A 26,990-nucleotide genomic window follows, 5' to 3' on the forward strand; every position below is an offset into this window, starting at 1 on the left:
GAGCATAGCCCAAGACCATGGCGGCAACGCCCGCCTTAAGGTTCCGGCACTTCTGGCAAGGGTTCCAGGTGATCGCCGATGGCTTGACGCGAGAGCCTCAACATCAATGCCCGCCGTGCCACTTCACGCTCGGCCTGCACCTGGTTCATTTCCTCGAGATAGCGCCCCTCAGGTAGGCTGTCGGAAGCATTCATCAACGCCTCCACGCGGGCATGAAATGTCACATCCAGCGATTCGAAGCGCGCTCCATTGGCCTGCAGCAGATGTTCACGCCAAAAATCGCGCTCGACCAGCGCCTGGCTGAGGCGTTCCGTCGTTTCATTGCCAAGTACATCATTGCGCGCCTGGTCGAGACGCGCCTGATCCAGACCAGCCACTTCGGCGAACAGCATGTCGCTGGGTTGCGCAGGCAGGTCCAGCGTCGCCCGCAGGCCGACGCGGTACGCCAGCACCACCTCGATCTGGTCCGGATCTGCACCTGCGGCACGCCGGCTTTCATAGTCGCGTTGGGCAATCCGGTCGACCTCATCCAGTCGCCACAACTGACGGCCAAGCCGCAGGAATGCCGCCTGCTCCCCTCCGGCGGCAGCGTCGACGCGCGCACGCCACACCAGCATGCGCAGCTCCAGGCCGCTGAACGACAAGGACGCGCTGTCCTGGCACGTCACCGGCAGGCTGGCCTGGGCAAACAATTCCTGGCGCAGAGTCTCGTGCTCGCACATCGCCCTGAGCATGGTGAAAACCCGGGTTGCCAGTGCCTCCCGGTGCTGCTGGTAATCGGCGGTTTGCAGCAGACGGATCAGCAAGCTGAAGAAATCGTCGCAACCGTCATACACCTCGAGCTCGTCCCACATCGCCGCCTGGTCCATACGCTCAAGGCTGTCTGCAGCGTCCAGCCAGCGCTGACGGGCTGTGCTCACGCCGATAGCTTCCTCGACGTCTGCCGCCCAGCCGTGGTCTCGCATGAACGCCTGTAACCTTTGCGCATCGACGCGCCCCAACGGGTTGCCCTCCAGGCGTATGCAACTGCTGACCCAGGCCGGTGCCCGATAGAAGCCGCCAGGGATGCTGGTGATGCGATTGTCGCGTAGGTCGGCCATGACCAGTTCGAGACTGGCCAGCAGGCCCCTGGGCAGCTCCGTCAACCCTGTGGCGCGCATGTGCAAACGCCGCAGCCGAGGCATGCTCTGCACCGGGAAAGCGCGACTCAACGGGTTGTAGGACAGGTTCAAGTACTCCAGGTGCGTGCAACGCGCCAATTGTCGGCTTTGCGCAGCATCGAGCACGATCTGGTTACCGAACAGGTCCATTTCCCGAAGGATGCTCAAGCGTCCCAGGCCCGATGGCAGCCGGGTCAGGCGATTACTGGAAAGCTCGAGGATGCGCACGGTCGGGAAAGCGCGCAGAAACCCATCCGGCACATCACTGATGCCCAGTGCCGTCAACGAAAGCTCGCGAACATGGGCGAAGCTCACCAACTCTGGCAATTCCGGCAGGCTGCTCAGGGTGACATTGCGAATGGTCAGCCGATAATAGAGCGGCAGCTCGCCGCCAGCTCTGGACGCGGTACGCTGCCAACAGTTGCGCAAGCCGTCGGCGAAGCTGCGCCGATCCGCACGCTCAACGCGCGACCTGGCCGTTGCACACCAGCGGTTCATGCAGCTGTCCAAAGCTGCCAACTCAGCCTGCAAGCGCTCCAGATGGGCCTCGACCTGCAGCCCTGCCTGGCGAACCTGGGCCAGCCAGGCTTCAATCTGCGCGTCATCAAAGCTTGGGTAAACCGTGCGAACCATGGCATGAAGTGCCCGCGAACTGCCACGCCCGCGACCACTGAGCGGATAGCCGATGCGCCCGTAAGCCAGCCGCTGAGGTGGCCTGAACCAGCCCCGCGCTGGGGCCTGGCCAAGCAGGCGCCCGAGCTGTTGCCGGCGCGCTCCTGCCAGGGCGCCGAACTGCGCCCGCAAGTTGGCTGCAAATGGCTGCCCCAGGCCCATGGTGCGCCGCTGAGCAGGGTCAAAGGCTGCGGCCATGACCTCGAACAGTTCGCCAGGCCCCGCCAGCCGGTGACCCGCCGCATCGAACAAGCGGAACTGCCCATCGGCATACACAAGATCGACCGCCTTGCCGGCGCCTTGCGGCCCTGCCACCGCCAGCAGCGGCCCCTGTACCGAGCTGTCGAACAGACGCCAGTAGATTCCCGATGGTGCACCCGGCAGGGCTTCGCTCAGGCCCAGGGCAACCCGAGCCAGGTCGGCAGTCTGTGGGGCGTCCAGGTACAAGCCTTCGAGCGCCCTGACCAGGCGGATGTGATTGACCCTGGTTCGCGCAGCCCTGGCCAGGCGCAGCGGTACGCGTCGCTGTTCATCCATTGTCATACGCTCGGCAGGCGTGGTGTCGCGCAGCAGCGCACGTGCCGCCAGCCGGTGCAGGCTCGGAAACTGTCGGCGTAGCAGTTCCTCGGCAGGGGTCTGCACGGGTTGGGCAGCTTGGTACAGTGCCTGGAACAGCGACTGCCGTTGATGCGTCGCCAGCTCAGCGAGACCGGCGTCATCCAGGACGGCACCGTCGGCCATGTACAACAACTGTTGCAAGGCTTCGCGGTCGTCAGTCATGTGTCCAGCGCCCAAAGCCTCGATAAACCTGCGCAGTCGACGGTCGAGAGCGAAACGCATCACGCTGTCCAGCAGTTCGGCGTCAGGTGCCTGCCCATGCACATACAGGTACCGCAAGTGATCGGCATCCAGGTCATGGGTGAACATCACCAGGTCGATCTGGCGGTCATCGAGTTGGCCAAATGCGCCGCCCAAGCGCCGGAACATGCGCGGTGCATCTGCCCATTGGGCCGGCTGTTCGCTCCATAGCCGCCAGGCACCCGCGCCATTGTGGCAGAGCTCGGGGCCATACCCAGAGCGGCTGCGCAGGTACCAGCGGCCAGTATCCGGGCGTTGCTCGACCGGATAATGATGCCCCTCCATCTCGACCCAGGCATCGTTGCCGTGCCGATACACCCCTGCCTCGTCACGTACTGCCTGTAACGCCGGTGCGGTGCCTCGATACGGTGCCGCATCGTCGTGCCACAGCCGTCGGCTGCCGTCGTCGAGCCGTGCCGGGACCAGCCCGTCGACCCATGCAGATCGCGCCCAGAGCCTGCGCACACCTTGAACGCCTGCAGCCGTTGCGGCCACCAGCGCAACATCGGTGGCAACATTTACCAAGTGTTCGAGCGCTTCGGCACTGTTACCTTCGTGCCAGGCCTCGATGCCATGGAACGCTTCATCGAGTACTTCCCAAGCGGCCAGCGCCAGCATCGCCAGGCCCAGCGCCGGCACGAACAGCCCGGCCAGGGTCAGCAAGGTCCAACCCTCGGCCGCCAGCCGCTGCTCGTGGGCCCGGCGGACTTCGAGGTCGACCGCCGCAGTTGCCATCGCGATCACACCAGCATCGTCCTTGATCTGCCTGATCCTGGCCTGCGCCCAGGTGTCGAACAACGGAGCCGGGTATTTGTGCAGACGTTCCTCGAGGTCGGCGTTGGCCAAGTCCGAAAGCCCGTCATAGCAAGCCGCGACCGCGCTGAAAAAGGCCTGGCTGTCGCGACGGCGCACGAAACGTGCGAAGAAGCGCTGATAGCTTGGCGTGCGCAGCCGCTTGCCCAGTGCGTTGGCGAAATGGCGCAGGTCGGCGAATACCTGCCAGGGTGCGTGTGGGTCACCTGGGATATGCACGAGTATCCGGTTGCTGGAGGTGTACAAGGGGCTGTAGCGCTCGTCGCGAACGTCGAGCACGAGTATCTGCTGCATCTGGCAACCCAGCAGGTCCAGACGCTTGGCCTGCACCGGGCGGCCGTCCAAGGTCAGCGGCTGATGGAGCCCGCAAAGGCGCACCAGCAACTGATGTTCCGTTTCGCTCAGCGCCCCTTTGATCAGCCCGACATGGGCATCGGCAAGCATGCCGTAGCGGTGGGCTCGCGCGAACAACGAGAGCACCCGCTGGCGCTGCTCAGCGGCCGCACCCTCCGTATCGGTAGACCCGGATGGTTGCAGGCAGGCGTCCAGGTGCCGCTGGTATTGCCCGCCGAGGTCGAGTTTCCGGCAGATTGCGGCGAAGCGCGTGGCGCTGGGCAGCGTACGCGCAGGGTCGTCAGGATCGACCAGGCGATTGCCTGACAGTTGGCCATCGCTGCTCGCCTGTTCCTGGGTGAAATTGCCAAGTGCTGCTTCCAGCAACGGTATCTGCCGGTAGACCGGCTCAGTGACCGGGTAGCCGATTGGCTGCGACGTCAGCACCGGTTCGCGGTGCCCCCAACGCAACTGCAGGCGTGCGGCATCGAGTCCGATACCGAAGGCCTGATCCATCGCCAGTTGCAATCTGGGCAGGGCAAATGCCTCAAGACTGCTGACAGTGCCAAGCACTGCCCTGGCCTGCTCGGTAAAGTACAGACTCAGACTCATTGCATCGCCAAGCCAGCGCAGCTGCTGCAGGGTGGCGCCACGCAACCAGCCGGGTAAACGCTCGGCCAGCAACTTGTCCTGAAAAACCCGGTCCGCCGTTTCGCCCTGGCCGTCAGGGTGTTCGCTGAGGTTGAGCACTGGCGTTTCTCCTTCACAAGAAAACGCCAGGTTAGTGCCAGCGGCTCAGGCAGCTGCGGTGGCCGGCTACTACCCGGCTCAGAACAGCGGCAGTTGTTGGTCGGTCAGGCGGGCGAAATCGTCGCCGACCATCGGCAGAATGGCATCGGCCACCGGCTGCAACTGGCGGCTCAGGTAATGCTCGTAGTCGATCGGCGCCTGCAGGTTCTCGAGGGGCTCTGGGCCACTGGTGGTGATCAGGTAACTGATCCAGCCGCCGCGCTGATACTGCCTGGGGCGCCCGACACGACTGTTGTAGTCGTCCGCCAGGCGTGCGGCGCGCACGTGCGGCGGTACATTGCGTTGGTAATCGGCCAGTGGCCGGCGCAGGCGCTTGCGGTAGACCAGCAGCTCATCAAGCTCGCCTGCCAGGGTCTGGCGCACGTACTCGCGCAGGTAGTCGCGATAAGGCTGGCCACGGAAGATCCGCCCATACAGCTCCTGCTGGAAGCGCTGGGCCAGCGGCGACCAGTCGGTGCGCACCGACTCCAGGCCCTTGTAGACCACCTCCTCGCTGCCATCGGTGCGCTGCACCAGGCCGGCATAACGCTTCTTGCTGCCCTCGTCGGTACCGCGGATGGTCGGCATCAGGAAACGCCGGTAGTGCACCTCGAACTGCAGTTCCAGCGCGCTCTCCAGGTTCAGGGTCGTGCGCAGGTGCTCACGCCACCACTGGTTGACCTGCGCCACCAGCTCACGACCGATGCGGGCCGCGGCCTGTTCGTCATGAGCGCCCTTGAGCCAGACGAAGGTGGAGTCGGTGTCGCCATAGATCACCTCGTAACCCTGGGCCTCGATCAGCGCGCGGGTCTGGCGCATGATCTGGTGGCCGCGCAGCGTGATCGATGAGGCCAGGCGCGGATCAAAAAAACGGCAACCGCTGGAGCCGAGTACGCCGTAAAAGGCGTTCATGATGATCTTCAGCGCTTGCGACAGCGGCGCATTGCCTTCGCGCTTGGCCGCTTCCCGGCCCTGCCATACCCGCTCGACAATAGCTGGCAGGCAATGCTGGGTGCGCGAGAAACGACCGCCGCGGAAGCCTTCCACCGAGTGCTGGTCATCGGGCAGACGCAAGCCTTCTACCAGGCCCACCGGGTCGATCAGGAAGGTGCGGATGATCGACGGGTACAGGCTCTTGTAGTCCAGCACCAGCACCGAGTCGTACAGCCCCGGGCGTGAATCCATGACAAAGCCACCGGGGCTGGCCTCCTCCGGACGGCTGCCGAGGCTGGGCGCGACAAAACCCATGCGGTGCATGTGCGGGATATACAGGTGGCAGAATGCGGCGACCGAACCGCCGCTGCGGTCCACCGCCAGGCCGGTAACCGACGAACGCTCCAGCAGGAAGTCGAGCAGCCGGGTGTGGGCAAAAATACGCGTGACCAGCTCGCAGTCCTTGAGGTTGTAGCGGGCGAGCGCCGGTTTGTCCTCGGCGAAGCGGCGGTTGATCTCGTCCATGCGCTGGTAGGGTGTGTCGATGGCCTTGCCTTCGCCGAGCAAGGTCTGGGCAACACTCTCCAGGCTGAACGAAGGGAAACTCCAGGTGGCCGAACGCAGCGCTTCGATGCCATCGATCAGCAGCCGCCCCGGGGCCTCGGCGAAGACGTGGCCACCGCCGGCATGGCTGCGCAAGGTCATCGGCGCGCCGTTGCGCCCCAGCGCCAGTGGCACTTGCAGAAGCTTGGCATGCTCGTGCAGCAGGCGCAGGTCGAACTGGATCAGGTTCCAGCCAATGATCGCATCCGGGTCATGCTCGGCCATCCACTGGTTGAGACAGGTCAGCAACTCGGCGCGATCAGCGCAGTAGTGCAGGTCGAAATCCACGCCATCGGCATCGCCATTTGCCGGCCCGAGCATGTACACCTGGCGCTGGCCGCAGCCTTCCAGGGCGATGCTGTACAGCTCGCCGCGCTCGCTGGTCTCGATGTCCAGCGAGGCCAGGCGCAGCGTCGGGCGGTAATCCGGCAGCGGCTTGAGCTGGGCCTCGCAGTACACGCCCTGCGCGTCCCGCTGGCCGGTGAACTGCACCGGCGCCGTAATGAAGCGCTCCATCAGGTAGCGCTCCGGCGGCCGAATATCGGCCTCGAAGACGTCGATGCCAGCCGTGCGCAGGCGCTGCTCCAACTGCATCAGCTGGCGGTGCTGGCGCGTGTAGAGGCCGAGCATCGGACGCTGGTCGAAGTCTTTCAGGCGCAACGGTTTGAGCTCTGCGCCCTGCTCCTTGGCCAGCAACACCCGGGCGTGTTCAGCCTGCGCCTGCGCAATAAACGCCACTGATTCCTGCGGCGCCAGGCGCAACAACTGTGGCCCGGCATCCGTGGCCAGCCAGAATTCCACGCAAGTGCCTTCGGGCGTGTCATGCCAATGCCGGGTCAGGACAAAGCCCTGCTGCAACTCCACCGCGTCGACCTCTGCTGAAAAGCACGATTCTACGCTGCAATGGCGCTGTTCCACACCATCGGCAAACCCAGGCTCGGCACGATCAGCCTGCGCAACTATTCAGCCGTACAGGTAGTTGATGTCCTTGTAGCCCAGCGGCGGCACCTGGCTGAGCAGGAAGTCGCGCAGCTTGTGCATCTGCCGCGCCTTGGGGCTGCTCTTGAGCCAGGTCATGTAGTATCCGTCACCGGTCGACACCGCATGCTTGAACGGCGTCACCAGGCGCCCGGCGGCGAGGTCGGCACTGGCCAGTACCAGGTCGACCACCGAAATGCCGAGGCCCTGCTGCGCCGCCGAGATGCCCTGGTCGAGGGTATCGAACACCTGGCCCTGGTCGATGCTGATGTCCAGCGCATCCATGCGCGCCAGCCAGCGCCGCCAGTCGCGGCGGTCCGGTGATGGGTGGAGGAACTCACACTGGCGCAGGTCGGCCAGTTCGGGTTGCGCCTGTGCCATGTAGTCCGGGTGACACACCGGGATCAGCCACTCATCGAACAGCTTGATACTCTCCACGTCGGCCGGGAAACGGCCGTTGGCCAGGAGGATGGCGCAGTCGTAAGGCTCGGAGTAGAAGTCCACCGAGTCAATGTCCATCCACACGCTCGACAGCTGCACGCTGCAGTTGTCCTCAAGCTTCTTGAACCCGTCCAGCGCCCGCAGCAGCCAGCGCACGGTCAGCGTCGAAGGGGCCTTCAAGCGCAACCCATAACGGTCCTGACGCAGCAGCGCGCAGGCGTTTTCGATGATCTTGAAGCCCACCTTCAGCTCTTGAGCCAGTACCCGTCCATGCTCGGTAAGGCTCAACTTGGGGCCGCGGCGCTCGAACAGGTCGCAGCCGAACATGGATTCAAGGGTCTTGATGTGATGGCTGACCGCCCCTTGGGTAAGGGCCAGCTCTTCAGCGGCCCGGGTAAACGAGCCGTAGCGCGAGGCCACCTCGAAAGCACGCAGGGCGTGCAAAGCTTGAATCCGTTCCGACATGATGCCCTCGAATCATGAGTAAGACTAATAGTAGGTCATAGTTCCACGCGTTTTACAACGTGAAGAGCGTCTCAGAAAATGCAGGTAAATAACAAAGATAAGTCTCCAACCTGCCTGCATAAGTGTGGAACTCTCTCTTACTTGAATCTCCTGGGGAAATCATGTTTACGGGTTATGGAAACTGCTATCGCCTGGACGCGCTAGAGCTGGCCGATGAACATGTACGGAACACTCAGCACTGGACGCATCAAACCTTACAGCATTTTCGCAGCGTGCTCGCCAACCCCGACTTCCCGTGCCTGTTCGGGCGCAAGGCGGTAGCCGGCGCATCCTGCCACATCCTCTTCGCCCGCGCCGAACAACTGGCCGATGATATCGCCCAGGGCCTGGCCGAATATGTACGCACCATAACCCCTGTGCCGATCAAGCAACGCATCGGCAGCCCACTGGTGGTGTTTCTGCAGACAGCCGCCGACAGCACCCTGGCCGAGCAACAGGCACTGGCCTGGAAAGTACTGCGCGGAGTCCATGCCCGTGACCCGCACCCGTGGCCGCAAGCGGTTCCCACCGACCCGCACGACAACGCCTGGTCGTTCTGCTACGCCGGCATGCCGCTGTTCATCAACATGAACTTCCCCGGCCACCAGCAGATGAAAAGCCGCAACCTCGGCCCGCACATCACCTTCGTCATCAACCCGCGGGAGAACTTCGACGAAGTGGCCAACGCCAGCACCGAAAGCGGGCAACGCATTCGTGCCCGCATCCGTGATCGCGTGCGTCACTACAACGAAGGGGTCATGCCCGAAACCCTCGGCTTCTTTGGCCAGGATGACAACTTCGAATGGAAGCAGTACCAACTGCAGGAAGCCGGCTCGCTCAATCCGGCGCGCTGCCCGTTTCATGCCCACGCCCACGCGACACCCGACATTCTGATCGAGAACTGACCGTGAATACCGCACTGACACTGACTTACGCACTTACCGTGCTGCTGCTGATCGCCACCCCCGGCCCGGTAGTAGCGCTGATCGTCAACACCGCCGCGGCCTCCGGCTCACGCAAGGCCATGTTCACCGCCGTCGGCACCAACTGGGCGTCACTCGTGCTGATCGGCGCCGCCGCCTGGGTCATCCTCACCAGTGCGGCCATCGACAAGGCCTGGCTCAGTGCCATGAGCCTGCTGGGCTGCCTGTTCATTGGCTACATTGCCGTGGGCACCCTGCGCGAGTGCCTGCAGGCGCCTGCCGTCGACGAAGCCGAGCTGCAACCGGCCAAAGCCGGGCGCGGCGGTTTGTGGCAAGGCTTCATGGTCGGTATTTCCAACCCGAAGGACATCATCTTCTTCATCGCCTTCTTCCCGCAGTTCATCCAGATCACCGAATCGTTCGGCAAGAGCATGGTGGTGCTGTCGCTGTTGTGGGTACTGATCGATTTCGCCGTGCTCAGCCTGTACATCTTCGCCATCGGCAAGATCACCTCGCAGCGCAGCAACCGCCTGATTTCCCTGGCCTCGGGGGTGGTTCTGCTGCTGATTGCCGTCGGTGGCCTGGCTTATAACCTCAAGGAACTGGCGGGCTGAACGCCCGCCACCACACCAGCCGAGAAGGAGCGCCCATGACACCCAGCACGTATGTCCAGGGTCTCGCTTCGCCACTGCATCATGATTACCAGCGCTTTCTGCTGCTGGGCAATCGCCGCGCCCCACACACCCTGCATGTGCACGAGAGCGGCTACCGCTCCTGCACCATCAACACCGATGCCCTTGGCTTGCGCTACAGCCATTGCGCCGGCAAGCGCGTCTCGGTTGCCGAGCGCGGTACTGCCTCGCGCATCAACCTGCTGGTCGGCGGCTCGACCGCCCTGGGCATCGGCGCCAGCTGCGACGAACATACGGTAGCCTCGCACCTGTCGATGCTGACCGGTGAGGTATGGCTGAGCCTGGCCGGCTGCGGGCTCAACGCCAGCCAGGAGCTGTTGCTGTTCCTGACCCACCAGCATCGCTTCGGCGAAGTGGGCCATGTAGTACTGCTCAGCGGCCTCAACACCTTGGCCCATGAAGCGCTCGGCGAGGTCCTGGCCGGCCCGTATGACCCGCAGCAGGCCAAGGCTCACCAGGCTTACCTGAACAGTTTCAACGAGGGCATGCCACCCGCTGGCCCGGCTCGCCGTGAGTCGCTGTGGCAGCGCCTGGGCCAGGCACTGGCACCACGGCGCAACGAACCTGCCCCCAACTGGTCGCTGTCCGCCCCGGAAAAGCGCCTGGCACGAGCGGCCGACAGCATCGCCCGCACCTTGCGCCAATGGGAACGAATGCTGGCTGACAGTCACGCCACCCTGACCTTCATCCTCCAGCCCCTGCTGCCCTGGTGCCGGGAAACCCTGCCGGCGGGGGAACTGGCAATGCTTGCCGCCCTCGAGCAACAACCGGGGAATTTCGACCGCCTGCTCGACGGTGCATTCGACAGCAAGCTGCACATGGCTTTCTTCCGTCGCATCAAAAGCCAGGCAGACCCCGTGCCCTGCTACGACATGAACAGCATGCTCAGCAGCTCGCCGGTATTCGGTGCCGATCTGTTCGTCGACCGCTTGCACTTGAACGATCTGGGCAACAATGCCCTGGCCAAGGTGATTACCGCCAAGTTGGGGCTGGCCCAGGAACGACACAGCCAGCGCAAGGTCACACCGATCAAGCTCGTCTGACTGACGAGTCACAGGGTTTCGGTTTTGACCCTCGCTTCGATAGAATACCCCGTCGTTCCGATTCGCCCGAGGCGTACGCGCAGTTGTGATCACTCATCAAGCCGTTTCCCCCTGCCTGGCAGCCAGCCGGCCTCGTTCATTGAACGGGGCACGCCTGTGAACCCCGTCGTTCTGGCGTCGGCACTGTTCATCGTGCTGACACCGGTGGCCGCGCACGCGCTCGAAGTACGTATCGACCCACACGCCGACCTGCTTTACCGCCAGGCGCTACCGCTGCTGGAGCAAGCCGACAGCCCGGACGACAACAGCACCCTGCGCACTGCCATAGGCGTCGACCCGGAGCTTAACCGCCAGGGCCGGGCGATGGCGCAAACCCTGCCGACGGCAGTGGCCCTGCTGAAAAAGTCGGTCGAGCTTGGCCACCCGGTGGCGCAGTATCGCCTGGCGCTGTACTACACCACCTACCTGCCTGCAGCACAGATCGCCGATGCCGCCTGCCCGCTGCTGCAGGCCAGCCTGAAACAAGGCTTCGCACCACCGGCGGTTGCAATTGCTACCTGGTGCCAACCCTACAATGCCAGCCCGGCCTACCGCGAAGCCCTCGAGGCGATCCCGGGCATGGCGACCCTGTATGCGCCCTACTTCCCGCAACCCACCGCACGCCTGGCCTGCAGCCGCAGCCGCCCGCAAGGGTTGCAGATGCAGTGGGGGCGCCAGCGCGACTACCAGGCCGAGGTCTACCGATTGCTGAGTGACCTCGATCCACAGCATCGCCAGGCTCTGCTGCAAAAGGCTGTGGAGATCAATGGCTGCGTGGCGGCGCAGCAGCGGTTGACCAGACGATAATCACCTGCCCCGGCGCCAAACCTGATAGGAGCGGCTTTAGCCGCGAGAAACCGGCACAGGCAGCAAACAAGCAAGATCGTTCAAGCCACCCGCCCCGCCGCTCTGTCATGCTGCCCTACCGAGTAAAAAGTGCAGCCATCATGCCCAGCAGTCCCCCCATTGCCCGCCAAGCTTTCCTGCACGGCGCCATCGCCATCCTGCCGCTTTCCCTGGCCGTCGCTCCCTGGGGCCTGCTCGCCGGCTCCATGGCCATCGAGGCCAACCTCAGTGCCTGGCAAGGCCAAGGACTGTCGGCGATCGTGTTCGCCGGTGCCGCGCAACTGGTCGCGATCGGCATGCTCAAGGGCGGCGCCAACCTGCTGTCGATCCTGCTCACCACCCTGCTGCTGACGTCCCAGCACCTGCTCTATGGCTTGTCCATGCGCCCAGTCTTGTCAAACCAGCCGTTGCGCTGGCGGCTTGTCCTGGGCTTCCTGCTCACCGACGAATTCTTCGCCCTTACCAGCCACTACGACCAGCAGCAGTTCGACCGCTGGTATGCACTCGGTGTAGGCCTGACCTTCTACGTCGCGTGGAACCTGTTCACCCTGGCCGGCATCGTGCTGGGCCAGAATATCCCGCACCTCGACCAGCTCGGCCTGGACTTCTCCATCGTCGCCACCTTCGTCGCGCTGATCGCGCCGCTGGTACGCAATCTCGCCACCGTGGTGTGCGTGGCGGTGTCGCTATTCTGCTCGGTGCTGTTCAGTTACTGGCATTGGGAGACCGCACTGGTCGCCGCTGGCCTGCTGGGCATGACTGCCGGCTTCGTCTGCCAGAAATTTACCGGAGGCCGCCCATGATCTGGCTGCTGATCTTCGCCATGGGCGCCGTGGTATTCCTCAACCGCTATGCCTTCCTGGAGCCACGCCTGCCGCTGCGCCTGAGCTCAAACGCTCGGCAGTTCCTGGGCTTTGCCGTGCCCGGCATGCTCACCGCGATCTGCGGGCCGATCATCTTCCTGCCCGGCCACCAGCTCGACCTGAGCCCACTCAACCCCTACCTGCTCGGTGCCCTGGTGGCCGTTGCGCTGGTGCTGTTGACCCGCAGCGTGTTGCTGAGCATGCTGGCGAGCATGTTGATCTTCTTCTTGCTGCGCAGCTGTCTGGCATGAGCATGCCCCTGCGCGAACAGACCCACCTCTGGCAGGCGCCGGCCCTGGGCGACGTCGAGATGCTGCATGCGCGCTACTTCCAGCAGCGCTTCGCCCCGCATGTGCATGAAGGCTATGTATTCACCGTGATCGAATCGGGCGCGCAGCGCTTCTGGCACCGTGGCAGCGAACACCTGGCGCCGGTCGGCAGCATGGTGCTGATCAATCCGGACGAGCTGCACACCGGCGCCACCGCCCACGAGGCCGGCTGGCGCTACCGGGGTTTCTATCCGGAGCATGAACGGGTGACTGGGGTGCTGGACGAACTGGAACTGGGCCGGCACGGCATGCCGCGCTTCAAGGACAGCGTGATCCAGGACCCTAGCCTGGCGCGGGCCTTCAGCCAGTTGCACCAGCTGTCGGAAGCCGGTGCCAGCGCCCTGGAACAACAGCACGCCTGGCGCCAGGCGGTGCTGGCGCTGGTGCAAAGCCACGGCCATTGCCCGGAGCCCAAGGCCCCGGGCAACGAACCGCTGGCGGTGGCCCGTGCGCGGGAACTGCTGGAAACCCAGTTGGCAGACCCGCCATCGCTGGAGGCCCTGGCGGCTGCAGTCAATCTCTCGCCGTTCCATTTCGCCCGGGTGTTCCGCCAGGCCACCGGTTTGCCGCCGCATGCCTGGCTGAAACAACGGCGACTGGCGCGCGCACGGGAGTTTCTGAAAAGCGGCCTGGCGGCTTCAGAGGTGGCGTTTACCTTGGGCTTTGCCGACCAGAGTCACTTGAGCCGGCAGTTCAAGCAGGCGTTTGGCGTGACGCCAGGTGCCTATCGCAGCGCCTGCCTGCACAGTTAGCGCCCGCGACGCCAGGCCTCAGGCAAGCTGGCCAGCCACTGCTACACTGACAGAGCTGAACGGAGGATCCCGCCATGTCCGAAAGAGAGCTCACCACCCTGATATCGCTGATGAACCAGCGCCAAGCCTGCCTGAGCAGTGCCTGCAAGGAAATTGCCGACTGGATCGACCGCCAGGGCGATGTGCCCGCTGCGGGCAAGATCCGCGCCAGCCTTAAGGCCCTGGAGGCCGATGAGGCCCAGGTCCGCAAGACACTGACCTCGCTGACCCTCGAAAGGCCGCTGCCACGCTTCCGTAGCTAAAGCGCGCAGCACAATGAAAAAGGGCCGCTGATGCGGCCCTTTCGTTGGTCAGTGATTCATGTGCATGTGCTCATGCCCGCCGCCAGCCTCGGCGTTGAGCGGACGGACTTCTGCCTGCACGTCCACGGTTTCCTTGGCGCCCTTGGCATCTTCGATGGTCAGGGTCAGTGGCACCTTCTCGCCTTCCTTCACCTGCTGGGTCAGGCCCATCAGCATCACGTGATAGCCATTGGGGTCGAGGCTCACCGGCTTGCCCGCAGGCAGCTCCACGGCCTTGACTTCCTTCATGCCCATAACGTCGCCGTTCATGGTCATCTCGTGCACCTGCACGGTCTTGGCCACTGGCGATGCCACGCCGACCAGCTTGCTGTCGGTGCTGGCGGTCAGGGTCATGAAGGCGCCCGTGGACGGCTGATGCGGCACGCTGGCGCGTACCCAGGCGTCGCTCACGGTGGTTTGCGCCAGGGCCGGCAGGGCCAGGCCCAGCAGGGCGATGGCGGCCAGGCCGCGCTTGATAGGTTGCAGGGATACTGCCATTAGCAAATCTCCATAAGGGTTGCCAGGTCTTCAGCGCATTCCTTGGCATTCAGCGAATGACCCAGGCTCAGGCGCAAGGTGCCACGTGTATCGTAGACGTAGCTGGTGGACGAGTGAGAGATGGTATAGGTGTCACCGGCCGGGACCTTCTCGTAGAACACCTTGAACTCCTTGGCCACCGCGGCGATTTCTTCCGGGGTGCCGGTCAGGGCGGTGAACGACGGGTCGAAGGCCTTGACGTAGGCATCGAGCACTTGCGGGGTGTCGCGCTCCGGGTCCAGGGTGATGAACACCACCTGGAAGATCTCGCGGTCGCGGCCCCTCAGCAGCTTCTTGATCTGTGCCGCGCGCGCCAGGGTGGTCGGGCAGACAGCCGGGCACTGGGTGAAACCGAAGAAGATCATCGGCATGCTGCCGTAGAAGCTCGACAGGGTACGGGCATTGCCCTGGGGGTCCTTGAGGCTGAACTTGCGCCCCAGGATTTCATTGCTCATGTTCTTGCCGTACTTGAACTCGAGCCCCCGGGCCGGGTTGCAGCCTGCCAGCAGGCCGAGCCCGAGAACGCCCATCCCGGCGACAACCGCGCGCCGGGTAAACTGATCATTCATTGAACCATCCTTTACAGGGAAGGTGCCGACCCTCGGGACGGGCCGGCCGAAAAACCGGGGCATTCTGGCATGACACCCAGTGGGCTTCTACCCGACCAAGGCGCTGATGGCCCGCAGCCCTTTAAACACGGGCTGCGGCCTGTTGTCGCAGGGGTTGAAACCGTAACACTTTGTTGCTAAGCCTTGACCTGACGCGGTCGCTGTAGGAGCGGCCGCGCCCAGATCAATAGTAGGCGTTCTCTTTCTGGGAGTGGTCAGTCACGTCACGCACGCCCTTGAGCTCCGGAATGCGCTCGAGCAGGGTACGCTCGATGCCCTCCTTGAGCGTCACGTCGGCCTGGCCGCAGCCCTGGCAACCGCCACCGAACTGCAGCACGGCGATGCCGTCGTCGACCACATCCACCAGGCTCACCTGGCCGCCGTGGCTGGCCAGGCCGGGATTGATCTCGGTCTGCAGGTAGTAGTTGATACGCTCGTTGATCGGGCTGTCTTCGTTGACCATCGGCACCTTGGCGTTTGGCGCCTTGATGGTCAGCTGGCCGCCCATGCGATCGGTAGCGTAGTCGACCAGCGCGTCTTCCAGGAACGGCACGCTGACCGCGTCGAGGTAGGCAGTGAAGCTCTTCAGGCCGACCGGCTCGTCGTCGGGTTTCTCTTCGCCCGGCTTGCAGTAGGCAATGCAGGTCTCGGCGTACTGGGTGCCCGGCTGGGTGATGAAAATACGGATGCCAATGCCAGGCGTGTTCTGCTTGGAAAGCAGATCGGCCAGGTAATCATGGGCGGCGTCAGTAATGGTTATAGCGCTCATGGAAGTTCCTCACAGACTTGCGCCCAAGTGTACGCCAACCTGGCCTTTGAACAAAGTCCTAGTATTTGACTCGGGAAAGCACGAATGCCGGGCTTTGCTCCCGTGGCGCGGCCAGCCACGCCTGCATCCGCCGGTACAGGCCGCGCTCCAGCCACAGATAGCTGAACCACGACATTAGTCCAATGGACGGCACGCACAAGGCGAACACCAGGTACGGGTTCAGGCGCAGGCGCTGGCAGGCGAACCAGCCGGCGTATAGCACCAGCACGTGGATCAGATACACCGAGTAGGAGCAGTCACCCAATGCCTTGAGCAGGCGGTTGCCCTTGAAGTACGGCTCCAGGGCGATGAACGCCAGCACGATCATCGCGCTTGGCACGCCCCAGTGCAGCAGGCGCTGCGCAGCGTCCAGGTGATAGATCGCATAACCCGCCACGCCCAGCACCGCCAGCGGCAACCACAGCCCTTCGCGGATCAGGCCGCGACGATGGATCACGCCCAGGCCGATGCCCAGCAGGAATTCGTAGATGATGTCGTTGTTGTAGAAACGGCTGAGTACGCCCATGCGGCCGAGTACTTCGCTGACCAGCAGCAGCCCAGCGGTCACCAGCACGAGGTGATGACGCTGGCGAACCAGGAAGGCCAGGCCGAACAGCAGGTAGAAGAACATCTCGAAATTCAGCGTCCAGCCTACGTTCAGGGTCGGGTACAAACCGTAGCCGCCGGGGTTTTCCGCCGGGATGAACAGCAGCGATAGCAACAGGTGATGCCAGTCGAAGGCCTGGTGCGGCATCCATTGGCTGAAGGCCAGCAACAGTAACGCCATCAGCGCGGTGTAGAACCAGTAGGCCGGGACAATGCGCAAGGCCCGGTTGAGCAGGAACTGGCGAGGTTCGATGGGTTTGTCGCGGGTCGACAGGTAGATCACCAGCCCGCTGATGACGAAGAAAATGTCGACGCCTACCGCGCCACGGTCGGTGAGCAATTGGCCGATGGGGCCGGTGGCATGAAAGTCGAAGAAGATTTGCATGAAATGGTGGCAGACCACCACCCAGGCGGCGAACGCCCGCAGTGCCTGAAGCGAATACAGCATGGAATACCTGCGATTGCCGGTGCATTGAGGCCCGCATCGAGTGCACAGGCGAGCGCTGCGCGCTCGTTCGCGGGCAAAACCGCTCCCACGGGACGGAGCTGACTTCAAGAACAGCGCAGTACCTGTGGGAGCGGGTTTACCCGCGAAGGGCTGCAAAGCAGCCCCCAGCAATCGATCAGGACCACCCACCGATTCCGACCGCAGCGTATTCGGAAAGGTCAGCCCACCCGATCAGAGGTTCTCGTAGCGGTTCATGTCCAGCACCCCGTCCTCCACCGGATCGGTTTCCTTGATATAGGTACTGAGGTCATGGAAGTAGCGCCAGAACTCCGGATGGCTGCGGCGCACCCCCCAACGCATGACGATGCGCTCGAACTTCGCCGGGTCATCCTTGGCGTACTCCATGTCCTCGACGAACTCCGGCACATCCCTGGCCGGAATATTGAAGATGAAGTTGGGGTAACTGCTGAGCACGCCCGGGTACAGGGTCAGGGTGTCCAGCCCGGGCACGTAGCGGTAAGCCTCACCGAGCAGGAACGCCACGTTGCTGTGCGCGCGGTTGCGCAGCAGGCTGTAGACCTGGCGCTGGCCGCCCTCGCCTTCGATGCGCAGCATGGTCGCTTCAGGCAGTTGGCCGATCACCTTGAGGCCGGCGGCCGGGCGTGACACCAAGCGGCTGAGCGACTGCTCGACGTTGCGGAACTCCTCGCTCATCTGCGGCCGCGAGCAGTAGGCGCCGGTGCAGCGGTTGATCGGGTCGGGGGCAGCGTTGAGGCTGGCGGTACGTTGCAGCAGCTTCAAGCCGAAGTCGCGCTTGGGGTCGCGCGGGTCGAGCTTGATGCCGCTCGGCGTGTCGGTGTCGATGTCCTCGTAGTCCAGCCACATCTTCACCTTGCCGCTGTTCTGGTACCAACTGCCAAGGATGTCGCTGCGCTGGTCGGCCGGCATCAGGCGCAGGAAATTGACCTCGGCGCCGTTGCGGATCAGGTCGAAATACAGGCGTGTCTGCAGCTGGTGCGAGACGTTGCCGAACACATCGAAGTTGACCGCCAGCTGGTAGTAGGTGCGCTCGAACAGCGGGTAGTCGAACAACCAGACGGTCAACGGCACGTCGCCGATCAGGCCCTTGGTCACCGAAGCGCTGTCGAAGTGGCGGAAGATGCTCAACAGCGCATTGTCGTTGCCGGCCCACAGGGTTGCCCAGCCCGGAGCCGGCATTTCGGCATAGGCCTCACGCCGCAATTTCTCGTAATCGTTGCGCTTGTCGCGGTAGGCATGCCACAGGTTCAGCACGCTGCCAACATCGTCGATCTGCCCCGGCATGGCCAGCAGCGGCGTGGCTTCGCCGCGGTACTTGGCATCGGTGATGTAACGGTCGTGGGCCGGTTCCTGGAACAACGCCCAGAAGTTGTCGCGAATCACGTCGGTGGCGATCTGCCCGCGACACACCGGGCCACGGATGAAGGTGCGCACGAAATACTCGGCGTTATCCAGCATGAACTGGTAACGCGCCACGGCCGGGATCGCCTCGAAGGTTTCGAACGGGTTGGCCCGGTGGCGTGGGCCATAGCCCGGCAGCGCGGTGGCATGCCAGTCGCCGGCGTAGAACAGCTGCTTGACGCGCTTGAGCTTCTGCGGCCCCATCGGGTAGGTGATGTGGGTCTTGTGCACGATCACGCCCTGTACCGGGATCAGCCGGTAATAGAAGTCGGTGCCCGGCGGGTCATTGGGGCGGCGCGTGGCAATGATGTCGACCGGTTTGCCGCTTGGCGTGCGCGAACGCACCCACTGGAAGAAGTGGCCCTGCTCGCCGCCGACGAAGTAGATATGCGCCAGGAACAGGTGCTCGTACAGCCAGCGGCCGACCAGCGCCTCGGTGGAGCCGGGGCGGTTGAGCAACTCTTCCCAGTCAGCGATCTGCCTGGCCTCGGCCGCGCTTGGCTGGATCGGCTGGTACTCGACCGGCGCGCCGGCAGCCAGCCAGCGCTGCAGGGTCTGGTATTGCTTGTCGGTCAGGCCGGTGACCGCCAGCGGCATGCCCTCCTTGGGGTGGGCGCCGGCATAGGCGTCGAACTCTTCCGGCAGCGGGCACATGTTGTTGCGGTTGAGCCCCAGGACGATCTCGTCAGGCAGTTTGGCATTGGGCGTGAGCGGGGTCTTGTGCCCCAGCTCGAGCATGCGTGCCATCAGCGCCGCCTGGCTACCCTGGTTGTCGAGTACCGAATAGAAGCCCTTCTTGCGCCATTCATCTTCACTGTGGGCGTCGTAGAACAACCGCGTGGGTGCCACGGCCTTGCTGCGTTCGCCTTGGTACACCGGCACCTTGGTGGCACCTCGCACTGCACCTTCGGGGCTCTCCAGCTTGAGCTGGCAGGCAGCGTCGTTGCAGGCGTGGCAGGCCACGCATTTTTCGGTGAAGATCGGCTGGATGTCCCGGGTGTAGGAAATCACCGGGCTCGACTGGGGGACTTGCCCTGACGCCACGCCACTGATGAGCAGCGCGAAGACGCTGGCAAGGATACGATGCACCATGTGCGAAAAGTCCTGGGTAGTGAAGCCATCACGATTGTCTGGTCGGCCCTGGGTGCCTTGATTTCACCCAACATGAACAAAATTCATGAAAAAGGGCGATGCGCCTAAAAACCGCGCAGCTTTGTTATGATTCGGCACCTTCTGATATTTGCCCGACCAGGTAGTTCCTATGTCCGACCGCAGCGCTCGTCTCCAAGCACTCCAGCACGCACTCAAAGAGCGCATTCTGATCCTCGACGGCGGCATGGGTACTATGATCCAAAGCTATCGCCTCGAGGAACACGACTATCGTGGCACGCGCTTCGCCGATTGGCCAAGCGACGTGAAAGGCAACAACGACCTGTTGCTGCTCAGCCGCCCGGATGTGATCGCGGCGATCGAGAAAGCCTACCTGGATGCCGGCGCCGATATCCTCGAAACCAACACCTTCAACGCCACCCAGATTTCCCAGGCCGACTACGGCATGGAATCGCTGGTGTACGAGCTGAACGTCGAGGGCGCGCGCATCGCCCGCCAGGTAGCCGATGCCAAGACCCTGGAAACCCCGGACAAACCGCGCTTCGTCGCCGGCGTGCTCGGCCCGACCAGCCGGACCTGCTCGATCTCCCCGGACGTCAACGACCCCGGCTACCGCAACGTCACCTTCGACGAACTGGTGGAAAACTACATCGAGGCCACCCGTGGCCTGATCGAGGGCGGCGCCGACCTGATCCTGATCGAGACCATCTTCGACACGCTCAATGCCAAGGCGGCGATCTTCGCCGTGCAACAGGTGTTCGAAGACGATGGCATCGAACTGCCGATCATGATCTCCGGCACCATCACCGATGCCTCCGGCCGCACCCTGTCGGGCCAGACCACCGAAGCGTTCTGGAACTCGGTGCGCCACGCCAAGCCGATTTCCGTGGGCCTCAACTGCGCCCTCGGCGCCAAGGACCTGCGCCCGTACCTGGAAGAGCTGGCGACCAAGGCCGATACCCATGTGTCTGCCCACCCCAACGCCGGCCTGCCGAACGCTTTCGGTGAGTATGACGAAACCCCGGCAGAGATGGCGGCGGTGGTCGAAGAGTTCGCCGCCAGCGGCTTCCTCAACATCATCGGTGGCTGCTGCGGCACCACCCCGGGCCATATCCAGGCGATCGCCGAGGCCGTGGCCAAGTACAAGCCACGCGAAATCCCGGAAATCGCCAAGGCCTGCCGCCTGTCGGGCCTGGAACCGTTCACCATCGACCGCCAGTCGCTGTTCGTCAACGTCGGCGAGCGCACCAACATCACCGGCTCTGCCAAGTTCGCCCGGCTGATCCGCGAAGAGAACTACACCGAAGCCCTGGAGGTCGCCCTGCAGCAGGTCGAGGCCGGCGCCCAGGTGATCGACATCAACATGGACGAAGGGATGCTCGATTCCCAGGCCGCCATGGTCCGCTTCCTCAACCTGATCGCCGGTGAGCCGGACATCTCCCGCGTGCCGATCATGATCGACTCGTCCAAGTGGGAAGTGATCGAAGCGGGCCTGAAGTGCATCCAGGGCAAAGGCATCGTCAACTCGATCTCCATGAAAGAAGGCGTCGAGCAGTTCAAGCACCATGCCCGGCTGTGCAAGCGCTATGGCGCGGCCGTGGTGGTGATGGCCTTCGACGAGGTCGGCCAGGCCGACACCGCCGCGCGCAAGAAGGAAATCTGCCAGCGCAGCTACGACATCCTGGTCAACGAAGTCGGCTTCCCGCCGGAAGACATCATCTTCGACCCGAACATCTTCGCCGTCGCCACCGGCATCGAAGAGCACAACAACTACGCCGTCGACTTCATCGAGGCCTGCGCCTACATCCGTGATCACCTGCCCCACGCGCTGAGTTCGGGTGGCGTGTCCAACGTGTCGTTCTCGTTCCGCGGCAACAACCCGGTGCGTGAGGCGATCCACTCGGTATTCCTCTACCACGCGATCCAGAACGGCCTGACCATGGGTATCGTCAACGCCGGCCAGCTGGAGATCTACGACGAGATCCCGGCCGCGCTGCGCGAAAAGGTCGAGGACGTGGTGCTCAACCGCACGCCGCACGGCACCGACGCGCTGCTGGCAATTGCCGACGACTACAAGGGCGGCGGCGCGACCAAGGAAGTGGAAAACGAAGAGTGGCGTTCGCTGCCCGTTGAAAAGCGCCTGGAACACGCGCTGGTCAAGGGCATCACCGCCTTCATCGTCGAAGACACCGAAGAATGCCGCCAGCAGTGCGCACGCCCGATCGAAGTCATCGAAGGCCCGCTGATGAACGGCATGAACGTGGTCGGTGACCTGTTCGGCGCGGGCAAGATGTTCCTGCCCCAGGTGGTCAAGTCGGCCCGGGTGATGAAACAGGCCGTGGCCCATTTGATTCCATTCATCGAAGCCGAGAAAGGCGACAAGCCGGAAGCCAAGGGCAAGATCCTCATGGCCACGGTCAAGGGTGACGTGCACGACATCGGCAAGAACATCGTCGGCGTGGTACTAGGCTGCAACGGCTACGACATCGTCGACCTTGGCGTGATGGTGCCGGCCGAGAAGATCCTGCAGACCGCCCGCGAACAGAAGTGCGACATCATCGGCCTGTCCGGCCTGATTACCCCGTCGCTGGACGAGATGGTCCACGTCGCCCGCGAAATGCAGCGCCAGGGCTTCCACCTGCCGCTGATGATCGGCGGCGCCACCACGTCCAAGGCACACACTGCGGTCAAGATCGAGCCCAAGTACAGCAACGACGCCGTGGTCTACGTCACCGACGCCTCGCGTGCGGTGGGTGTGGCCACCCAGCTGCTGTCCAAGGAGCTCAAGCCCGGCTTCGTCGAGAAGACCCGCCAGGAATACGTGGAAGTGCGCGAGCGCACCGCCAATCGCAGCGCCCGCACCGAGCGCCTGAGCTACGCGCAGGCCATCGCTGCCAAACCGCAGTACGACTGGGCCAGCTACCAGCCGGTGGTGCCCGCCTTCACCGGGGTCAAGGTGCTGGAAGACATCGACTTGCGCACCCTGGCCGAGTACATCGACTGGACGCCGTTCTTCATTTCCTGGGACCTGGCCGGCAAGTTCCCGCGGATCCTCACCGACGAAGTGGTCGGCGAAGCCGCCACCGCGCTGTACAAGGATGCCCGCGAGATGCTCGACAAGCTGATCGACGAGAAGCTGATCAGCGCCCGCGCGGTGTTCGGCTTCTGGCCGGCCAACCAGGTCGCCGATGACGACATCGAAGTCTACGGCGCAGACGGCCAGGCCCTGGCCACCCTGCACCACCTGCGCCAGCAGACCATCAAGCCCGATGGCAAGCCGAACCTGTCCCTGGCCGACTTCGTCGCACCGAAGGCCAGCGGCGTCACCGACTACGTCGGCGGCTTCATCACCACTGCCGGCATCGGCGCCGAGGAAGTGGCCAAGGCGTACCAGGACAAGGGCGACGACTACAGCTCGATCATGGTGAAGGCCCTGGCCGACCGCCTGGCCGAGGCCTGTGCCGAGTGGCTGCACGAGCAGGTGCGTAAAGAGCACTGGGGCTATGCCCGCGACGAGCAGCTGGACAACGAGGCGCTGATCAAGGAGCAATACAGCGGTATCCGCCCTGCCCCGGGCTACCCGGCGTGCCCGGACCACACCGAGAAGGCAACCCTGTTCCGCCTGCTCGACGGCAGCGCCATCGGCGAAACCGGCCCAAGTGGCGTGTTCCTCACCGAGCACTTCGCGATGTTCCCGGCGGCGGCTGTCAGCGGCTGGTATTTCGCCCATCCGCAGGCGCAGTACTTTGCCGTGGGCAAGGTCGACAAGGACCAGATCGAGCGTTACAGCGCGCGCAAAGGCCAGGAGGTTAGCGTGAGCGAGCGCTGGCTGGCGCCGAACCTCGGCTACGACAGCTAAGCATCGCCTTGGTGCTGTCGCGCATGCCCGCGACAGCACCAAGCTCGGCACTGCACTCAGACCTGGCTGACCAGGGTATCCCCGGCCCGCTTGCCATCGCGCCGTACGCACATCCATTCCTTGACCTTCTGCCCGAACTCGGTCGGCCACTTACGCCGAAGCGCCGCGTGAATCGCGCAGGTGCCCCCGGTCGTGCCTCGCCGCTCGCCACAGCCATTGCGTAGATCTCGATCTTTTAACGGCACATTCCTGACAGATCCATCAAAAAATGACGGATCCCTCAGAAGATGTCGTTACATTGAATGACTGGTCAATATTGATGGCCATATGGCATCATTGAAATCAAAAAGCATTCCAAAGGGTGAGGCACACACTTAAATCGCAGCGCATCGAGAGCCTGGCGCCATCCCGGTGACCCGGCCGTCCGACCATGCTCTTGACGCCTGCACGCCAACGTCAAGGAGCATTCCATGCAGTTACGGAATATGAAGATCGGCACTCGCGCCAGCAGCGTTTTCGCCCTGTTAGGCGCATTGGTCCTGGCCATGGGCCTCATCGCAATCCATGAAACCCGGCAGATGGACTCCGCCACGGACGAAATCCGTGTCACCTGGATGCCCGCCGTGGTTGCCCTCGGTGAAATCAGCACCAACCTCGGACGCGCCCGCGCCGTCACCTTGCGCGCCGCGCTGGACGACAACCCCGGGGAGCGTGCGCGCAACATCGACATGCTCAAGGGCGTCAACGAACAGCTCAGCAGGGGCCTCAAGGACTACCAGGACACCATCATCGCCGCAGATGATCGCGCCCTGTTCACTGCCTTCAATGCAGCCTACACGCAATACCTCGACCTGCAGTCGCGGGTGGTGCAGGACATCGCTGCCGGTCGCATGGACCAGGCCAAGCAGCAGATCAGCGGCCCGCTGACCCAGTACGCCGATACCATGATGAAGGCCATGGCCGCGCTCATTGCCTACAACGGCAAAGGTGCCGAGGATGCCTCGCAGCGCAGCAGCGATGTAGCCGACGAGGCCTTCACCGCGATCATCGCCTCACTGGTGATCATCATGCTTGCACTGGCCGCCATTGCCACGGTGCTCACGCGCAGCATCGTGGTGCCGCTGGCCGATGCAGTGGCTGTGGCCGAGCGCGTGGCCACCGGCGACCTGACCCAGGACATCCGTGTCATCGGCCGTGACGAACCGGCTCTGCTGCTGCGCGCCTTGAGCCGCATGCAGAACAGCCTGCGCGACACCATCCGCAAGATCGCCGCCTCCTCCGACCAGCTGGCCTCGGCCTCGGAAGAGCTGCACACCGTCACCGAAGACACCAGCCGCGGCCTGCACCAGCAGAGCGCGGAAATCGACCAGGCCGCCACCGCCGTCAACCAGATGACCGCAGCAGTCGAAGAAGTGGCCAACAACGCGGTGAGCACGGCCGATGCCTCCAAAGGTGCCGACCAGACCACTCGCGATGGCCGTGAGCAGGTCAACCAGGCGCTGGCCTCCATCCAGCACCTGGTCAACGACGTGGCGGGCACCTCCACCGAGATCGAACAACTGGCCAGCAATGCCAACGAGATCAGCCGCGTGCTGGATGTGATCGGTGCGATTGCCGGCCAGACCAACCTGCTGGCACTCAACGCCGCCATCGAAGCCGCACGCGCAGGTGAAGCGGGCCGCGGCTTTGCCGTGGTGGCCGATGAGGTACGCGCCCTCGCCCATCGGACCCAGCAGTCGACGGCAGAGATCGAGCAGATGATCGCCGGGATCCAGAACGGTACCGAGCGTGCGGTGGCGGCGATGCACAGCAGCCGCGGCCGGGCGAACGGCACGCTGGAGGTGGCGCAAGGTGCCGGTGAGGCGCTGGAAGTGATTGCCGAGGCGATCGCCTCGATCAACCAGCGCAACCTGGTGATTGCCAGCGCTTCCGAGGAGCAGGCACAAGTGGCACGGGAGGTGGATCGCAACCTGGTGAACATTCGGGATCTGGCAATGCAGACGTCGGCGGGGGCCAACCAGACCAGCGCAGCGGCGCAGGACCTGTCGCGCCTTGCGGTGGACTTGAATGGCATGGTTGCGCAGTTCAAGGTCTGATCTGAAATGGCTGGGGCCGCTTTGCGGCCCTTTCGCGACACAAGGCCGCTCCTACAGGGAAACGCATACCCCTGTAGGAGCGGCCTTGTGTCGCGAAAGGGCTGCAAAGCAGCCCCTTACAGCAACAGCACTCTATCAGTCGTTGACGCTCACAACCCGCCCCGCCGTCTCGGCCGCATTGCCACGGGTTGCCAGGCAGTAGTACAGCGGCACCGTCACCAGCAGGCCGAACAGCCACGACAGGTCAGCCCCTTCGACAATGTTCGAATACGGCCCCACATACAGCGACGTGTTGGCAAACGGCAACTGCACCAGGATGCCGCAGGCATAGGCAATGATCGCGTGGTGATTGAAGCGGCCATAGATGCCGCCGTCGGCACGGAAGATCGAGGCGATGTCGTACTGGCCTTTCTTGATCAGGTAGAAGTCGATCAGGTTGATCGAAGCCCAAGGTACCAGCACCAGCAGCAGCGCCAGGATCAGGCCGATGAACTGGCCGATGAAGCCCGCCGACGCGTTCAGCGCCACCATCGCGCAGCCCACTAGGATCACCACTGCCAGGATCACTCGCACCTTGATGCTCGGCGTCCATTCGGCAATGAAGGTCTGGATCGCTGTGACGATCGACAGCACTGCGCCGTAGAGGTTAAGGGCGTTGTGGCTGATGATGTTGAGCAGGAACAGCACCATCAGGATCGGGCCCAGCCAGCCGGTGGCCTGCTTGACCGCATCCATCGCGTCGGTGCCTTCCGGCACGCACAGCACCGCGATCGTGCCGAAGCTGAAACACAGGATGGTGCCCAGCGTGGCGCCGAAGTAGGTGGCCCAGAACGGCTTGGCGATGCCCACTTCACGCGGCAGATAGCGCGAGTAGTCGGAGGTGTAAGGCGAGAAACTGATCTGCCAGATGATGCCCAGCGACACCGTGGCGATAAAGCCGGACAGGTTGAACGCGCCGCGGCTGAAGAAGTCGGCCGGCAGCTCCTGCACGAACATCATGATGAAGCCGGCCAGCAGCGCCGAACCCATCACCCAGGTACCGATACGGTTGAGGATGTGGATGAAGCGGTAGCCAATTACGCCAATGGCCGTCGCACTCAGCGCACCGATCACGATCGCGCCCGGCATCGGCACGCTCGGGGCGATGCCGTGGATGGTCTTGCCCGCCAGGACGATGTTGGAAATGAAGAAGCCGACATAGATCAGCGCAGTGAAGAACACGATCAGCAGCGCGCCGTAACGGCCGAACTGGCCACGGCTCTGGACCATCTGTGGAATCCCCAGCTGCGGTCCCTGCGCAGAGGCCAGGGCGATGAACACGCCCCCGATCAGGTGACCCAGCACGATTGCGATCAGCCCCCACAGCAGGTTCAGGTGAAACACCTGGACCACCATGGCGCCGGTGACGATAGGCAGTGGCGCGATGTTGGTACTGAACCAGAGGGTGAACAGGTCGCGCGCCTTCCCATGGCGCTCGGCAGGTGGAACGTAATCGACCGTGTGATTCTCGACAAACTGGTGTTGCGACGACGGTTGGGACATAGGATTCAGCTCGAAAGGTCGTTT

The 26,990-nt window shown here is 63.6% G+C and carries 19 protein-coding genes; 10 read left to right on the top strand and 9 right to left on the bottom strand.

The features are described 5' to 3' along the window. Window positions 1-35: 35 nt before the first annotated feature. The 3 genes from ACTORR_RS03985 to ACTORR_RS03995 all read right to left on the bottom strand — a co-directional run bounded on the left by ACTORR_RS03985 (window position 36) and on the right by ACTORR_RS03995 (window position 8,045). The gene (locus ACTORR_RS03985) at window positions 36-4,586 is read right to left on the bottom strand and encodes an NEL-type E3 ubiquitin ligase domain-containing protein (RefSeq protein ID WP_441343552.1); all 4,551 of its coding nucleotides are present in this window, start codon (window positions 4,584-4,586) and stop codon (window positions 36-38) included. 78 nt (window positions 4,587-4,664) lie between these two features. Continuing rightward, complete coding sequence (locus tag ACTORR_RS03990; RefSeq protein ID WP_054885106.1) at window positions 4,665-7,025, bottom strand: DNA polymerase II; 2,361 nt, start codon at window positions 7,023-7,025, stop codon at window positions 4,665-4,667. A 99-nt stretch (window positions 7,026-7,124) separates the two neighbouring features. After that, a complete protein-coding gene (locus ACTORR_RS03995) occupies window positions 7,125-8,045 on the bottom strand; it encodes a LysR substrate-binding domain-containing protein (protein ID WP_054885107.1) in 921 nt (306 codons plus the stop codon). Between the two features lie 161 nt (window positions 8,046-8,206). Between ACTORR_RS03995 and ACTORR_RS04000 the strand changes: the two genes are divergently transcribed. From ACTORR_RS04000 to ACTORR_RS04035, 8 genes are all read left to right on the top strand, one after another. Continuing rightward, complete coding sequence (locus tag ACTORR_RS04000) at window positions 8,207-8,989, top strand: YqcI/YcgG family protein (protein WP_054885108.1); 783 nt, start codon at window positions 8,207-8,209, stop codon at window positions 8,987-8,989. 2 nt (window positions 8,990-8,991) lie between these two features. Then, on the top strand, window positions 8,992-9,621 hold the full coding sequence (locus tag ACTORR_RS04005) for a LysE family translocator (RefSeq protein ID WP_054885109.1): 630 nt from the start codon (window positions 8,992-8,994) through the stop codon (window positions 9,619-9,621). Window positions 9,622-9,656: 35 nt separating this feature from the next. After that, complete coding sequence (locus ACTORR_RS04010) at window positions 9,657-10,742, top strand: hypothetical protein (protein WP_313364773.1); 1,086 nt, start codon at window positions 9,657-9,659, stop codon at window positions 10,740-10,742. Between the two features lie 156 nt (window positions 10,743-10,898). Beyond that, window positions 10,899-11,588 carry a hypothetical protein gene (locus ACTORR_RS04015; protein WP_054885111.1) on the top strand — a complete coding sequence of 230 codons (690 nt, stop codon included), beginning with the start codon at window positions 10,899-10,901 and terminating at the stop codon, window positions 11,586-11,588. Window positions 11,589-11,728: 140 nt separating this feature from the next. Beyond that, a complete protein-coding gene (locus ACTORR_RS04020) occupies window positions 11,729-12,430 on the top strand; it encodes an AzlC family ABC transporter permease (protein WP_313364772.1) in 702 nt (233 codons plus the stop codon). Then, a complete protein-coding gene (locus ACTORR_RS04025; protein ID WP_313364771.1) occupies window positions 12,427-12,741 on the top strand; it encodes an AzlD domain-containing protein in 315 nt (104 codons plus the stop codon). The genes ACTORR_RS04020 and ACTORR_RS04025 overlap by 4 nt, the downstream gene beginning before the upstream one ends. Then, on the top strand, window positions 12,738-13,571 hold the full coding sequence (locus tag ACTORR_RS04030; RefSeq protein ID WP_054885114.1) for an AraC family transcriptional regulator: 834 nt from the start codon (window positions 12,738-12,740) through the stop codon (window positions 13,569-13,571). Before ACTORR_RS04025 ends, ACTORR_RS04030 begins: the two co-directional genes overlap by 4 nt. Before the next feature lie 74 nt (window positions 13,572-13,645). After that, complete coding sequence (locus tag ACTORR_RS04035) at window positions 13,646-13,873, top strand: hypothetical protein (RefSeq protein WP_012313790.1); 228 nt, start codon at window positions 13,646-13,648, stop codon at window positions 13,871-13,873. 48 nt (window positions 13,874-13,921) lie between these two features. Here the strand turns inward: ACTORR_RS04035 and ACTORR_RS04040 are convergent, their stop codons facing one another. From ACTORR_RS04040 to ACTORR_RS04060, 5 genes are all read right to left on the bottom strand, one after another. Further along, window positions 13,922-14,410, bottom strand: a complete 489-nt coding sequence (locus tag ACTORR_RS04040) for a copper chaperone PCu(A)C (RefSeq protein ID WP_099813408.1) — start codon at window positions 14,408-14,410, stop codon at window positions 13,922-13,924. Further along, a complete protein-coding gene (locus tag ACTORR_RS04045) occupies window positions 14,410-15,018 on the bottom strand; it encodes an SCO family protein (protein ID WP_313364770.1) in 609 nt (202 codons plus the stop codon). The genes ACTORR_RS04040 and ACTORR_RS04045 overlap by 1 nt, the downstream gene beginning before the upstream one ends. 223 nt (window positions 15,019-15,241) lie before the next feature. Beyond that, on the bottom strand, window positions 15,242-15,826 hold the full coding sequence (gene nfuA / locus ACTORR_RS04050) for a Fe-S biogenesis protein NfuA (protein ID WP_016393607.1): 585 nt from the start codon (window positions 15,824-15,826) through the stop codon (window positions 15,242-15,244). Window positions 15,827-15,884: 58 nt separating this feature from the next. Next, window positions 15,885-16,919: an acyltransferase family protein gene (locus ACTORR_RS04055; protein ID WP_054885117.1), complete on the bottom strand. Its 1,035-nt coding sequence runs from the start codon at window positions 16,917-16,919 to the stop codon at window positions 15,885-15,887. 231 nt (window positions 16,920-17,150) lie between these two features. Continuing rightward, window positions 17,151-19,451: a fatty acid cis/trans isomerase gene (locus ACTORR_RS04060; RefSeq protein WP_313364769.1), complete on the bottom strand. Its 2,301-nt coding sequence runs from the start codon at window positions 19,449-19,451 to the stop codon at window positions 17,151-17,153. A gap of 169 nt (window positions 19,452-19,620) precedes the next feature. Between ACTORR_RS04060 and metH the strand changes: the two genes are divergently transcribed. Both metH and ACTORR_RS04070 read left to right on the top strand, forming a co-directional pair. Then, window positions 19,621-23,328 carry a methionine synthase gene (gene metH, locus ACTORR_RS04065; RefSeq protein WP_054885119.1) on the top strand — a complete coding sequence of 1,236 codons (3,708 nt, stop codon included), beginning with the start codon at window positions 19,621-19,623 and terminating at the stop codon, window positions 23,326-23,328. A gap of 470 nt (window positions 23,329-23,798) precedes the next feature. Next, window positions 23,799-25,424 (top strand): methyl-accepting chemotaxis protein, encoded by a 1,626-nt coding sequence (locus tag ACTORR_RS04070; RefSeq protein WP_313364767.1) that lies wholly within the window; start codon window positions 23,799-23,801, stop codon window positions 25,422-25,424. Window positions 25,425-25,559: 135 nt separating this feature from the next. On the opposite strand, the gene ACTORR_RS04075 is transcribed toward ACTORR_RS04070, so the two are convergent. Continuing rightward, the gene (locus ACTORR_RS04075; protein ID WP_313364766.1) at window positions 25,560-26,966 is read right to left on the bottom strand and encodes a purine-cytosine permease family protein; all 1,407 of its coding nucleotides are present in this window, start codon (window positions 26,964-26,966) and stop codon (window positions 25,560-25,562) included. Between the last annotated feature and the right edge of the window lie 24 nt (window positions 26,967-26,990).

Source organism: Pseudomonas sp. SAR267, assembly GCF_052077595.1.
In the GTDB taxonomy this organism is placed as follows: Bacteria; Pseudomonadota; Gammaproteobacteria; order Pseudomonadales; family Pseudomonadaceae; genus Aquipseudomonas; species Aquipseudomonas vlassakiae.

Bases quoted from the DNA above. Each gene is read 5' to 3' on its own strand.
- ACTORR_RS04070 (WP_313364767.1), top strand. From the start codon at position 23,799: ATGCAGTTACGGAATATGAAGATCGGCACTCGCGCCAGCAGCGTTTTC.
- ACTORR_RS03995 (WP_054885107.1), bottom strand. From the start codon at position 8,045: ATGTCGGAACGGATTCAAGCTTTGCACGCCCTGCGTGCTTTCGAGGTG.
- ACTORR_RS04075 (WP_313364766.1), bottom strand. From the start codon at position 26,966: ATGTCCCAACCGTCGTCGCAACACCAGTTTGTCGAGAATCACACGGTC.
- ACTORR_RS04010 (WP_313364773.1), top strand. From the start codon at position 9,657: ATGACACCCAGCACGTATGTCCAGGGTCTCGCTTCGCCACTGCATCAT.
- ACTORR_RS04000 (WP_054885108.1), top strand. From the start codon at position 8,207: ATGTTTACGGGTTATGGAAACTGCTATCGCCTGGACGCGCTAGAGCTG.
- ACTORR_RS04030 (WP_054885114.1), top strand. From the start codon at position 12,738: ATGAGCATGCCCCTGCGCGAACAGACCCACCTCTGGCAGGCGCCGGCC.
- ACTORR_RS04045 (WP_313364770.1), bottom strand. From the start codon at position 15,018: ATGAATGATCAGTTTACCCGGCGCGCGGTTGTCGCCGGGATGGGCGTT.
- metH (WP_054885119.1), top strand. From the start codon at position 19,621: ATGTCCGACCGCAGCGCTCGTCTCCAAGCACTCCAGCACGCACTCAAA.
- ACTORR_RS04055 (WP_054885117.1), bottom strand. From the start codon at position 16,919: ATGCTGTATTCGCTTCAGGCACTGCGGGCGTTCGCCGCCTGGGTGGTG.
- nfuA (WP_016393607.1), bottom strand. From the start codon at position 15,826: ATGAGCGCTATAACCATTACTGACGCCGCCCATGATTACCTGGCCGAT.
- ACTORR_RS04060 (WP_313364769.1), bottom strand. From the start codon at position 19,451: ATGGTGCATCGTATCCTTGCCAGCGTCTTCGCGCTGCTCATCAGTGGC.
- ACTORR_RS04025 (WP_313364771.1), top strand. From the start codon at position 12,427: ATGATCTGGCTGCTGATCTTCGCCATGGGCGCCGTGGTATTCCTCAAC.
- ACTORR_RS04020 (WP_313364772.1), top strand. From the start codon at position 11,729: ATGCCCAGCAGTCCCCCCATTGCCCGCCAAGCTTTCCTGCACGGCGCC.
- ACTORR_RS04040 (WP_099813408.1), bottom strand. From the start codon at position 14,410: ATGGCAGTATCCCTGCAACCTATCAAGCGCGGCCTGGCCGCCATCGCC.
- ACTORR_RS04035 (WP_012313790.1), top strand. From the start codon at position 13,646: ATGTCCGAAAGAGAGCTCACCACCCTGATATCGCTGATGAACCAGCGC.